General features: G+C 60.5%; 11 protein-coding genes. 8 read left to right on the plus strand and 3 right to left on the minus strand.

The window, feature by feature from the left end; all coding sequences use genetic code 11:
- Positions 1–45 precede the first annotated feature (45 nt).
- The 3 genes from C5748_RS02465 to C5748_RS02475 all read left to right on the plus strand — a co-directional run bounded on the left by C5748_RS02465 (position 46) and on the right by C5748_RS02475 (position 4027).
- The gene (locus tag C5748_RS02465; protein WP_105740362.1) at positions 46–2151 is read left to right on the plus strand and encodes an ASKHA domain-containing protein; all 2106 of its coding nucleotides are present in this window, start codon (positions 46–48) and stop codon (positions 2149–2151) included.
- Positions 2152–2396: 245 nt separating this feature from the next.
- Positions 2397–3311, plus strand: a complete 915-nt coding sequence (locus C5748_RS02470; RefSeq protein WP_105740363.1) for an ROK family protein — start codon at positions 2397–2399, stop codon at positions 3309–3311.
- Positions 3308–4027: a copper homeostasis protein CutC gene (locus C5748_RS02475; protein WP_105740364.1), complete on the plus strand. Its 720-nt coding sequence runs from the start codon at positions 3308–3310 to the stop codon at positions 4025–4027. The genes C5748_RS02470 and C5748_RS02475 overlap by 4 nt, the downstream gene beginning before the upstream one ends.
- Positions 4028–4197: 170 nt before the next feature.
- Here C5748_RS02475 and C5748_RS02480 read toward each other — a convergent pair whose 3' ends face one another.
- Positions 4198–5100, minus strand: coding sequence for a LysR family transcriptional regulator (locus C5748_RS02480; RefSeq protein WP_105740365.1), 903 nt, complete (start codon positions 5098–5100; stop codon positions 4198–4200).
- 120 nt (positions 5101–5220) lie between these two features.
- Between C5748_RS02480 and C5748_RS02485 the strand changes: the two genes are divergently transcribed.
- Positions 5221–5475, plus strand: a complete 255-nt coding sequence (locus C5748_RS02485) for a hypothetical protein (protein WP_105740366.1) — start codon at positions 5221–5223, stop codon at positions 5473–5475.
- Between the two features lie 237 nt (positions 5476–5712).
- A complete protein-coding gene (locus C5748_RS02490) occupies positions 5713–6711 on the plus strand; it encodes a GlxA family transcriptional regulator (protein ID WP_105740367.1) in 999 nt (332 codons plus the stop codon).
- A gap of 67 nt (positions 6712–6778) precedes the next feature.
- Here the strand turns inward: C5748_RS02490 and C5748_RS02495 are convergent, their stop codons facing one another.
- Entirely contained in the window at positions 6779–7612 is an 834-nt protein-coding gene (locus C5748_RS02495; protein WP_245428745.1) for a DUF1194 domain-containing protein, read from the minus strand.
- Between the two features lie 196 nt (positions 7613–7808).
- A complete protein-coding gene (locus C5748_RS02500) occupies positions 7809–10319 on the minus strand; it encodes a GcvT family protein (protein ID WP_105740368.1) in 2511 nt (836 codons plus the stop codon).
- 172 nt (positions 10320–10491) lie between these two features.
- Here C5748_RS02500 and C5748_RS02505 point away from each other — a divergent pair, with 172 nt between their 5' ends.
- From C5748_RS02505 to C5748_RS02515, 3 genes are all read left to right on the plus strand, one after another.
- Positions 10492–10797 carry a type II toxin-antitoxin system RelE/ParE family toxin gene (locus tag C5748_RS02505; protein ID WP_105740369.1) on the plus strand — a complete coding sequence of 102 codons (306 nt, stop codon included), beginning with the start codon at positions 10492–10494 and terminating at the stop codon, positions 10795–10797.
- Positions 10790–11083, plus strand: a complete 294-nt coding sequence (locus C5748_RS02510) for an addiction module antidote protein (RefSeq protein WP_105740370.1) — start codon at positions 10790–10792, stop codon at positions 11081–11083. The genes C5748_RS02505 and C5748_RS02510 overlap by 8 nt, the downstream gene beginning before the upstream one ends.
- Positions 11084–11205: 122 nt before the next feature.
- Complete coding sequence (locus tag C5748_RS02515; RefSeq protein ID WP_425350198.1) at positions 11206–12933, plus strand: hypothetical protein; 1728 nt, start codon at positions 11206–11208, stop codon at positions 12931–12933.
- Positions 12934–12953 lie beyond the last annotated feature (20 nt).

Below are 12953 nucleotides of genomic sequence, written 5' to 3' on the forward strand. Positions count from 1 at the left end.
GTCCTTCGAGGCTCTCCTTCGACAAGTTCAGGATCACACCTTAGGATGAGTGGCATAATAGCGCCGCCCGAAAGCACTGCAACAGGTAAGCCGATGAGCGATCCCCTCGTCCTCTTCATGCCCTCCGGCAAGCGCGGCCATTTCCCCGTCGGCACGCCCGTCCTCGACGCCGCGCGCGCCCTCGGCGTCTATGTCGAAAGCGTCTGCGGCGGGCGCGCCACTTGCGGGCGCTGTCAGGTCGAGGTGCAGGAGGGCCGCTTCGCCAAGCATGGCATCATTTCCTCCAACGACCATATCTCCGAAATCGGCCCGAAAGAGCTTCGCTATGCCGAAAAGCGCGAGCTGAAGCCCGGTCGCCGCCTCTCCTGCTCCGCCACCATTGAGGGCGATCTCGTCATCGATGTGCCGCAGGATGTGCAGGTCAACACGCAAACCATACGCAAGGACGTCGATACCCGCGTGATCGAGCGCAATCCCGCCGTCCACATGTGTTATGTCGAGGTCGAGGAACCCGACATGCACAAGCCGCTCGGCGATCTCGACCGGTTGAAGAGCGCGCTGGAAAAGGACTGGGGCTACAGCAACCTGCATGTCGATGCCCACCTCCTGCCCCATATCCAGCAGATTCTTCGCAAGGAAAAATGGGGCGTCACCGCCGCCATCCACCATGACGAGGAAACGGACCGCCCGACGCTGATCGCGCTCTGGCCCGGCCTCAAGAACGAGGCCTATGGCATCGCCTGCGACATCGGTTCGACCACCATCGCCATGCATCTGTCCTCGCTGCTTTCGGGCCGCACGCTGGCCTCGGCGGGCGCATCAAACCCGCAGATCCGCTTCGGCGAGGATCTGATGAGCCGCGTTTCCTACGTCATGATGAACCCCGACGGGCGCGAGGCGATGACGCTGGCCGTGCGCGAGGCGGTGAACAGCCTGATCGACAAGGTCTGCACGGACGAAGGGATTTCACGCAGCGACATCCTCGACGCCGTCTTCGTCGGCAATCCGATCATGCACCATCTGTTCCTGGGCATCGACCCGACGGAACTCGGCGGCGCGCCCTTCGCGCTGGCCGTCTCCGGCGCGGTGCATCTGAAATCCTCCGATATCGGCCTGCCGATGAACCCCGGCACCCGCGTCTACATGCTGCCCTGCATTGCCGGCCATGTCGGGGCCGACGCCGCCGCCGCAACCCTTGCCGAAGGCCCGCACCGGCAGGACGAGATGATGCTGCTTGTCGATGTCGGCACCAATGCCGAGATCGTGCTGGGCAATCGCCACCGCACCGTCGCCGCCTCCTCGCCCACCGGTCCCGCCTTTGAGGGCGCGGAAATATCGGGCGGCCAGCGCGCCGCGCCGGGCGCCATCGAGCGCGTGCGCATCGACAGCCAAACGCTGGAGCCGAAATTCCGCATCATCGGCGTCGAGCAATGGTCGGATGAGCCGGGCTTCGCGCAAGCAGCCTCCCGCACCGGCATCACCGGCATTTGCGGCTCGGCAATCATCGAAGTGGTGGCGGAGATGTATCTGGCGGGCATCATCTCGGAGGATGGCGTGGTCGATGGCGCGCTGGCCGCGCGTTCACCGCGCATCACCGCCAATGGCCGCACCTTCTCCTATCTGCTGCACGAGGGCAGTCCGCGCATCGCCATCACCCAAAACGACGTGCGCGCCATCCAGCTTGCCAAGGCAGCACTTTATGCAGGCGTCAAGCTGCTGATGGACAAGCTCGGCATCGATTCCGTCGACCAGATCCGCTTCGCCGGTGCCTTCGGCTCCTTCATCGATCCGAAATACGCCATGGTTCTCGGCCTCATCCCGGATTGCGATCTGGAAAACGTGCATGCGGTCGGCAATGCGGCTGGAACCGGGGCACGCATGGCGCTGCTCAACCGCGATTACCGCCGCGAAATCGAGGAAACGGTCAACCGCATCGAAAAGATCGAAACCGCGCTGGAGCCGAAATTCCAGGAACATTTCGTCTACGCCATGGCCATACCCAACAAGGTCGATCCGTTTCCGAAACTATCGGCGGCGGTGAAACTGCCGGAGCGGAGTTCCGATGGCGATGGCGGCTCCGACGGCCCGGGCGACAGCGCCCCCCGCCGCCGCTCGCGCGAGGAACGCGCGGCAAGAAGGAGTCGGGGGTAGAGCGGGGTTGCTGCTGTGGAATGCCCCTCACCCTTACCCTCTCCCCGCAAGCGGGGAGAGGGAGACGCCAGCGTTTCTGTTTCTTTCTTGACCTCGCGTGCGGGGGAGAAGAAAGAAACGGCGACGTCTATGTCCCCCTCGCCCCGTTTACGGGGAGAGGGTAAGGGTGAGGAGCAATTCGCGCCATATACGCTTGCCCTCTTCCCCCCATCGACACCGGTTTCGCTTTCTGCGAATAAGGCCGCATGATCACATGCTTCGATATCGGCGGCACCGCCATCAAGAGCGCCCGGGCCTCATCGCCAAGGGATATCAAGGCTTTGGACAAGGTACCGACGCCGCTCGATGATTTCGAGGCATTTGCCGCCGCCATCGGCAGGATCGCGACCGAAGCGACGGGCAATGATCACAGCCTTGTCGCCATCTCGCTCGCCGGCATCATCGATTCCGACACCGGGCGCATCACCTGCGCCAATATCCCCTGCATCGACGGACGCCCGCTTGTCGCTGACCTTAGCGCAATCCTGAAAAGGCCTGTGCTGATCGCCAATGATGCAGATTGCTTCGCGCTTGCCGAAGCCATAGCGGGCGCCGGACGCGGCCATCGCGTGGTCTTCGGCGCGATCCTCGGCAGCGGCGTCGGCGGCGGCGTCATCATCGACGGAAAGATATTGTCAGGCGCCGGCGGCTTTGCCGGGGAATGGGGCCACGGACCGATTTCGGCGACATCAGCAGGAAGTCCACCCGTCGCCATACCGCGTTTCCCCTGCGGCTGCGGCCAGACCGGATGTATCGATGTCGTAGGCAGCGCCCGCGGCCTGGAAAGGCTGCATCGCCATCTCCATGGCGCCGACGCATCGAGCACGGAGATCATCGACGCCTGGACAGATGGCAACGCGAAGGCCGCTCGCACTGTGGATTGTCATGTCGATATCCTCTCCGATGCGCTTTCGCTGGTCGTCAATGTGCTCGGCGCATCCATCGTGCCCGTCGGGGGCGGCCTCTCCAATTCGCAACCGCTGATCGAACGCATCGACTTGGGCGTGCGAAGCCGCATCCTGCGCAGGACGAACAAGCCGCTGGTGGTGCGCGGAGAATGCCGTATCGAACCGGGCCTCATCGGCGCGGGACTGCTCGGGCTGGCGGAAGTACAATCATGAGCCATATCCTGCTTGAAGTCTGTGTCGACGATGCGGAAGGGCTGGAAGCGGCGATCGAAGGCGGAGCCGATCGCATAGAGCTCTGTTCAGCACTGCAACTGGGCGGGCTCACCCCCTCGCCCGGCCTGATCGTAACTGCGGCACAGGCAACGATCCCCGTTTATGCGATGATCCGGCCGCGCGCCGGAGATTTCATCTATACGCAGCGCGAGATCGACCAGATGCTGCGCGAGATCGATGCGGTCCGTGCAACAGGCCTCGCAGGCGTGGTGTTCGGCGCTAGCAAGCCGGACGGCAGCCTCGATGATCACGTGCTGGATCGCCTCAAGCGACACGCGACGGGACTTGGCACGACACTGCATCGCGCCTTCGATCTGGTGCCGGATATCGACGAAGCGGTCCGCATCGCTTTTCACACCGGTTTCGAACGCATTCTCACCTCCGGTCGGGCGCCGACAGCGCTCGAAGGGCTCGACGATCTGGAAAGAACCTTTGCGGCAGCGGACGGCAACATCGCGATCATGCCCGGATCGGGATTGACGGCAGACAATGTGGGGACCTTGCTTGCCCGGTTGCCCATAACCGAGCTTCACGCCTCGTGCAGCACTGCCCTTCCGCCACCGGATGGAAACATCATCCGCATGGGTTTTGACGATGGGCTGCGGCGCGGGACGGACAGGCACCGTGTGGGTGCGCTTAAGCAGAAGCTTGTGTAAAGACAGTTAGTTGGAACAGTTCACGGATTCAAATTGGGAAGCGTTTTCGCCTGTCATACCCCCCTCTGGCTTGCCAGCCATCTCCCCCTCAAGGAGGGAGATGGCTGGCAAGCCAGAGGGGGGTATGAGGAAGCGTGCAACGGCCAATCCATCAACTCCCCCACTCCCATTCAAAACTTCCCCGTGCGCTCATATTTTTCGAAGATTCCGCGCAGATGCTCGGCTACCACCTGGACATGCTGGCCGGCATCCTTGGCGACGACCACGCCAAGCTGATAGCTACCGAGCGGCGGCAGGCCGTGTTCCGGCCCGAGCGCAACGATCCCCTCGCCCAGAAGCGTCCTGCCGAAGGGCGCGATGGCGAGATCGGCGAGGATCGCCGAGCGTTGCCCCGTCGTATGCGCGCTCATATAGGCGACGCGATAGTTCCGCCCCGCCTTTTCGAGCGCTTCCGAGGCATTGCCGCGCCAGGCGCAGCCTTCTTCCCACATCGAAAGCGGCAGCGGGTCGCGTTCATGCGCGGTGCCGCATTTAGCGCCGGCCCATACCAATTGCTCCGTCATCAGCACTTCGACATCGTTGGTCTTCGGCACCGTGTTCGACACATTGATCATGGTGATGTCGAGCCGGCGTTCATCCAGCCGCTTGCGCAGATTGACGCTCTGGTCGATGACGACATCTACCGTCACGTTCGGATGTGTCTCGGCGAAGCGCTTGAGCACGAAGGGCAGCACCCATTCGCCGACATCATCGGGCGATCCCAGGCGAACCACGCCCGACACGGTCGGCGCCACGAATTTCGCCGCCGCCTCCCGGTTGAGCGCCAGCAACCGCCGCGCATAGCCCAGGAGCATCTCGCCATCGCTGGTCAGCGCCACCGATCGCGCGTCGCGCTCCAAAAGCGTGGCGCTGAGCGTTTCCTCCAGCTTCTTGATCTGCATCGATACGGCTGAAGGCGTGCGGAACACCGCATTGGCCGCCGCAGAAAAGCTTCCGGTCTCCGCGATCATCACGAATGTCCTGAGAACATCGAGATCGAGGATCGGCAGCGGGTGGTGCATCGGAGCTGTCATGATCGGGCCTCATTAATCAATTATTCTGAATTTATCTGTTCCTTAATTTCATTTGATTGAACCTCAAGCCTTCGACATAGTCAAGTCGGCAATACGGAAATGGCATTCAGGAGAAAGACCATGACCACCTACGACAATGGCTATCGCGATCGTTCCCGAGACCCTCACGCGGCATGGCCGGACCTGTTTTCGGATCGGATCGTGCGGATGATCGAGAGATCCACAGCTCAGATCGCCAGAAACATCAAGAAGATCGCCACAAGGAAGCGTCAGCGTGACACCGACCGCGCACTGGCGGGCCTGTCGGAGAATATCCTTCATGATATCGGCTGGCCCGACCTTTATGAGCGACAGCATCGGAAGGACGAAAACTGATGCCGCCAGACAAAGATCGACGGGCGGCATGGCTCTGTTCCCGCCGCCCGTCGATCTGTTCCTTGCACGTCAAATTTGCCGGTTTGCGACAGCTATTTCGCCGCACTTCCTTTTGGAATAATTCTATGGCTCAATAGTTTTTGGGTCTTAACTGCGCCTGAATCGCACTGAATCATGGTTCAGATGCGACAGAGTAGAGCATCGGGACAGCAGAACGGCAGCGGGAACTTGTCAGCCATGAATCAGAAAACGCTTATCAAGCGCTCATTCGTCTTCTTTCTCGTTCCCGATTTTTCCATGATCGCCTTTGCGACGGCCATCGAGCCGCTGCGGATTGCCAACCGCATGCTCGGCTATAACGCCTATCACTGGCGTCTGGCATCAACAGACGGCAAGCCTGTCACCGCATCCAATGGTGTCGAATGCGCCGTCACCTCCTCGCTCGAGGATGAGCGCCGCTTTTTGACCGGCGAGGAACGACCGTCGATGGTCTTCGTCTGTTCGGGCGTCCATGTCGAGAAATTCCAGAACAAATCGGCCTTCGCCTGGCTGCGTGAGGAGTTCAATCGTGGCGTGGCGGTCGGCGGTCTCTGCACGGGAGCCCATATTCTCGCCGCCGCAGGCCTCCTCTCCGGCAAGCGCTGCGCCATCCATTGGGAGAATTTGCCCGGCTTTGCCGAGACCTTCCCCAAGGCCGATGTCTATGCCGATCTCTTCGAGGTCGATGGAAATATTCATACCTGCGCCGGCGGAACCGCGGCGCTCGACATGATGATCAAGCTCATCAGCGACGATTTCGACGACAATCTCGTCAACCGGGTCTGCGAACAGGCCCTGACCGACCGGGTACGCAATCCGCATGATCGTCAGCGCCTGCCCTTGCGCGCCCGCCTCGGCGTACAGAACTCAAAGGTGCTGACCATCATCGAGCTGATGGAGGCGAGCCTGACCGAGCCCTTGTCTCTGATCGAGGTGGCGGATCACGTTGGCCTGTCGCGCCGCCAGATCGAGCGCCTGTTCCGCCAGGAAATGGGGCGGTCGCCGGCACGATATTATCTGGAAATCCGCCTCGATCGCGCCCGCCATCTGCTCATCCAGTCGTCCATGCCAGTGGTGGAAGTGGCAGTCGCCTGCGGCTTCGTCTCGGCATCGCATTTTTCCAAATGCTACCGCGAACTCTATGGACGTTCGCCGCAGCAGGAGCGCGCCGACCGCAAGCCACTCGTTGCAGCGTGATCAGAGTAGTGAAACAGTGAAAATTACCTCTATTCACTGTTTCACTACTCACTATCTCACTTCTCCTTCATCGCCACTCCCAGTCCTGCATTCGCCGCTGCCAGACCCGTTCACCGCTCATGCAGTCATGGGATTGCTTGGCCTGCACTTTGAGGACGGGGGCATCACCCCGACTGTTTTCGGCCTGCATCGCGCCAATCGCCCGCGCCGGATCGCCTGCCAGTTCCAGCACCAGCTTGCGCCGCACCGCTTCCGGGAATTGTTCCCATGATTTGACCGGTATCATGAATGCTCCCGGCCCGCCGATGACGCAATTTTCGTAATAGAGATCGAGATCCTTCACATCCCAGCCGCTATAGAGCGAACCGCGCGTCATCAGCGGCAAGCCGTTGAGGGTAATGCCCTTCTCAAGGGCGGCGGCTCGCGCATCGGTTACCGACCGGCCATGATTGTTCGGCCCGTCGCCCGAAATATCGACGACGCGGCGCTGTCCCTTGAAACCACTATTGTCGAAAAGCCCGGCGCTGAAATCGATAGCGGCGGAGATCGAGGTGCGGCTTTGCGGTGGCGGGACTGGCCGGTCGAGTTCGGCGGCGAGCTTTTCCGCCGCTTGCTTGCCGTCCACCAATGTCCAGGGGATGATGATGCGCTGAAAGCCGAATCCGGCCCATTCGACATAGGTGATGGCGACACGGCCATAAAGCCCTTCCAGGATGGCTTTGATCACCTGCGGGTGACGCAGCGCCGCGACATAGCCGTCGCGCTGAATCTTCTGCTCGAAAGCCTCCATCGACCGCGATGCATCAACGGCCAGCACCAGTTCCACATCGACCGGTATCTCGTCGGCGCGTGCAGGAACCGAGGCCATCATGGCCACGACTATGACCAGCATCTGGATCATTCGCAGTCCCATGCCAGACATAATACCATAGGAAATGAAAATGCCGCGGCGAAAACACGCGCCGCGGCGCTACAGCATTATGCATCTTTCAGGACGCACAAAGGACGTTGTAAGTTATTGAATCTGCGCATCGCGCTTTCCGAAAACCGATTCCAGTTTTCGGGCCGATGCGCTGATCACGATCAGTTGAACAAGGTCAGGCCTTCAGACGCTCGTTTTCGGTATCGAACGGTGATTCGACGATGACGGTCGCCTTGTGCATCTTGCCGAGAATCCCGATCTCGAATTCGGTACCGGGCGCAGAGAATTCCGGCCTGACCATGGCAAGCGCAAGGCTCTTGCCCAGACGCCAGCCATAACTGCCATGCGTCGCCCGGCCGATGAGCTTGCCCTCCTTGTAGATCGCTTCCGAGCCGCGCGCATCGGCATCGCCGATATCATGCACTTCAAGCGTCACGAAATTCCAGTTCAGCCCTTCCTCACGCGCCTTCACCACCGCGTCACGACCGATGAAATCGCCCTTGTTGGGATGCACGAAGCGGTCGAGACCGGATTCGTAGGCGTTGTATTCGATGGAAAGTTCGCGCGGGATCAGGCGATAGGATTTCTCCACCGCCATCGCCGTCATGGCGCGGATGCCGAATGGCTTGATGCCGAATTCCGCGCCCGCTTCCATCAGCAGATCGTAGATCGTGCTCTGCTGCTCGATCGGGTGATGCAGTTCCCAGCCAAGCTCACCGACGAAATTGACGCGCAGCGCGTGCGCGCTCGCCGGACCGACGCTGATTTGCCTGCCCGACAGCCACGGGAAATCCTCATTCGCCAAGCTCGTGCGGGTGAGCTTCTGCAACACCTTGCGGCTGTTCGGCCCGGCCAGCACCAAAACGCCGAACAGTTGCGTGATCGGCTTGAGCCTCACCGATCCGTCGGACGGCAGCAGCTTATAGAGATAATCATGGTCGTGGTTCTCAAAGGCGCCCGCCGAAACCAGATAGAACGAGCCCGGTTTCCATTCATAGACGGTGAACTCCGAGCGCACCCCGCCATTTTTCGTCAGAAGATGGCAAAGCGCGATGCGTCCCTGCTTCTTCGGGATACGGTTGGCGAGGATCGAGTCCAGCCACGCCCGCGCACCCGGACCTGAAACCTCCATCTTGGCGAAGGCCGACATGTCGAGAAGACCGACATTTTCGGTCACGTTCTTCACCTCGTTGCCGACATGCTCGAAATAATTCGAGCGGCGGAACGACCATACTTCCTTGACCTTGCCTTCCGCATCGGGCTTGGGGTGATTGTGGTTCATGAGCACGTCCGGCTTGTCGAGCGTGGCGACATCGATGCCATAGCCCTCGGGCGCGAACCAGTTGGCGCGCTCCCAGCCATAGACCGAGCCGAAAACGGCGCCGAGCGCCTTCTGGCGATCATAAGACGGCGAACGCTTCAAGGGCCGCGCCGCACCGCGCTCCTCGTCGGGATAATGCACCGAGAAGACCTCCGCATAGGCTTCCTCGTTCTTCTCTTTCAGATAACCCTCGGTCGCATAAGGGCCGAAGCGGCGCGGATCGACACCCATCATGTCGATGGATGGCTCGCCCTCGACGATCCATTCCGCCAACTGCCAGCCGGCTCCGCCCGCCGCCGTCACGCCGAAGGAATGGCCTTCGTTGAGCCAGAAATTCTTCAGTCGCGGCGCCGGGCCGATGATCGGCGAACCATCCGGCGTATAGGCGATGGCACCGTTATACACCTTTTTGATGCCGACCTCGCCGAAGGCGGGAACGCGGGCAATGGCCGTTTCGATATAGGGCATCAGCCGCTCCAGATCCTCCTGGAACAGCTCGTACTCGCTCTGGTCGGAGGGCCCGTCGACATAGCAGACCGGCGCGCCCTTTTCATAGGGCCCGAGCAGCAACCCGCCATTTTCCTCGCGCATGTACCAGGAGGAATCGCTCTCGCGCAGCACGCCCATCTCGGGCAGGCCCTTGGCTTTGCGCTCCAGGATCGCCGAATGCGGCTCGGTGACGATGTACTGATGCTCCACCGGAATGACGGGAACGTCGAGGCCGACCATCTGGCCGGTCTTGCGCGCGAAATTGCCGGTGGCGGAAATCACATGCTCGGCGAGGATATCGCCCTTGTCGGTCTTGACCAGCCATTGGCCATCCGGCTGCTGCTCGATGCCGGTCACCGCCGTGTGGCGATGAATAGTCGCGCCAAGATCGCGCGCGCCCTTGGCCAGCGCCTGCGTCAAATCCGCCGGCTGAATATAACCGTCATCCAGATGCTGGATCGCGCCCAGAACGCCGTCCATCTCGGCCAAAGGCCAGATTTCCTTGACCTCTTCAGGCGTCAGCAGCTTGACCGGCACGCCGATCGTCTCCGCCACCCCGGCATAATACATATATTCGTCCCAGCGGTCCCTGGTGCGCGCCAGCCTGATATTGGTGCAATTGGTAAAACCGACATTCATGCCGGTCTCCTCCTGCAATTCCTGATAGAACTTCACCGAATATTTGTGGATCTGGCCGACCGAATAGCTCATGTTGAACAGTGGCAGGAGACCCGCCGCGTGCCAGGTCGAGCCGGATGTGAGTTCCTTGCGCTCGATCAGGACGACGTCGCTCCAGCCCTTCTTCGCCAGATGGTAGAGCGTCGAAACGCCCACCACACCGCCACCGATCACCACTGCACGGGCATGGGTCTTCATATCGTGTCATTCCCCTGAATAAAGGCGGGTTCGCAGCCCGCGCATAAGGACGATTTTTCCGCACTATGCCGAGTGCCCCGGCCATTGGTAAGGCCTGTTTGCGACATGGCCGCAAAATGCCGCGACGCCATGGCGACATTGACTGGATGTAAGTTTTAACTTACAAATATCTATGACAATCTTCAAGCAGACCGCCACCTTTCAAAAGTGGTACCGGAAACTGAAGGACGCCAAAGCCAAAGCGGCGATTGTCCTGCGCCTTCAGCGGCTTGAAATCGGCAACCCGGGCGATGTCGCCCCGGTTGGTGAAGGCGTTAGCGAAATGCGCATTCATTATGGCCTCGGCTACCGCATCTATTTCCAACGTCGTGGCAACACCATCATCGTGCTTTTATGCGGCGGGGACAAAAGTACACAGGAAGCCGACATACGGACAGCGAAGCGCTTGGCCGCAGAATGGAGTGAAGACGATGGCTGAAAAAATTTCCAATCTCGATCTGGCTGACATGCTCGATTCCGACGAAATTATTGAAGCATTCCTGACCGAAGCGATGGAATCGGGCGATGCAAAACTCATCGCAGCTTCCCTGGGTACTGTCGCCCGCGCCAAGGGCATGACCAACATTGCAAAAAAGACCGGACTGGCTCGCGAGCATCTTTATACCTCGCTCAGTGAAAACGGTAATCCGACCCTGGAAACCACATTGGCCGTCCTGAAAGCCCTCGGCTTTCATTTGGCCCCAAAGCACGACGCAACCGGCTGAACACGGCTGCAGTGTCCACCGGCACGCGGCAGCAATCGGTAACGGTCCGCACATCCAAGCCTTGCCATTTCATCTTCCATCACCGATGAAGGGCTGAGTGGGGAAGATCAATCATGACAGACATGCCGATTGAACAAACCGAGGGGAAGCGCGACGGCCGGCGGCCTTTCCTGCGTCGTATCGCAACGGCGCCGCTGGCGTGGCTCGCGCTCGTCCTCCTCTTGCTTTGCGTTCTCCTGAGCATCCGCCTCATCCTGCCGATCGGCGCGATGTACTGGGACACTTATATCTATTTCGATGCCGCGCAACGCATCTATAACGGCCAGATACCCAACACCGATTTCCTGACGCCGGTCGGGCCGCTCGACTATTATCTGTTCGCATTGGGGCTGAAATTTTTCCCCAATGCCCAACCGCTTCTGCTCGCCCAATGGGTCATCCTGCTCGTCGCGGCACCGCTGATGGCGGCGATCATCGATGATGTCGCCCGCAAAGAGCGCCGTATCGCCTTTGCCCTGCTCATCCCTTTCCTGATATTCGCCATCTGCCCGGCCAATGTGCAGACATTCCATTCCTATCCCGGCCTGGATGGCTTCGGCATCTACAATCGCCATGCGACGCTGTTGCTCTACGTGCTGGTTTCCGCGCTGATGTTCGTGAAGGATGGCCGCAGGCTTGCCATCCTCTGCGGGCTGACGATGCTGGCGCTCTTCCTCATCAAGGTCACCGGGTTTCTGGCGGGAGGGCTGATCGGTCTTCTGGCGCTTTTGTCCGGGCGCATTTCCTGGCGCAGCGTCGTGTTGGCGGGCGCGATATTCCTCGCCGCCCTCATCTGCCTGGAATTCAACGGGCACATGATAACAGCCTACATCGATGAGATCGCCTTGCTCATCCGCATGAATGAACAGGCGCTGCTGCCGCGCTTTCTGACGGTCCTCTCCACCGATCTCGATATCATCATGGCGAGCGGCATCCTCGTTCTCGCCCTCGCATGGATGGGACGGGAGAAACTCCTCGCTGGCTTCTCTGCCAGCGCAGGCATCGCATCGACCCTGCTCGACAGCAATTTCGTCTGGCTGGCGGTCGCGCTTGTCGCCGGCATTTTCTTTGAAACGCAGAACACCGGCAGCCAGGATTTCACTTTCCTCTGGCCGATCCTTCTGGCGATCTTCATCCAGTCCGCGCACGAACCCGTCTCCCGACGAATTGCGATCGTGGTGCTGATCGGATTTGTCGCCATTCCCTATACGACCAAGATAGCCCACAAGACGCTGCGTGCCGTCGCCGTGTCACCGACCTATGTCGCAGCGCCCGTGACGGATATGAAAACGCTGGGGCAGGTCTCCACGCGCTGGGACATCATGGAGCGCAGCCTGCTTATGGAAAAGCATTATTTGGAGCATGGCGATACCTATAGCGATCTCTCCAGTCAGGGTCAGCTCCCGAGTTGGCAGCTTTATTCCGAACTCGACTATCAGATGTACTGGATCATCTCGGCGGACGAAGCGGTCAAGGCCATCAGGCAGTTCGAGGCCACGAACGGCATTCACCTCGCCACCCTCATGAACCTCGATTTCGCCAACCCGTTTCCGTGGCTCCTCGACCGCGACGCGACGCGCCATATCCAGATCGGCGCCGATCCCTACCGAACCGTGCCGCCGCTCGACGACGCCACCAGGCAATCGATCGCTGAGACCGATGCCGTGCTCGTCCCGCACTGCCCCCTGACCACCGGCCGCCGCGCGCTGCGCCGTATCTATGCCGACGCGCTGAAGGACCGGCAGGAGGTGAAACTCAACGATTGCTGGGATTTGTTGCTGCGGCCGGGAGTTCTCCCATCCTCCTCTTGATGGTGAAGGAAGGAAGTGCC

The organism is Phyllobacterium phragmitis, assembly GCF_002980495.1.
In the GTDB taxonomy this organism is placed as follows: domain Bacteria; phylum Pseudomonadota; class Alphaproteobacteria; order Rhizobiales; family Rhizobiaceae; genus Paramesorhizobium; species Paramesorhizobium phragmitis.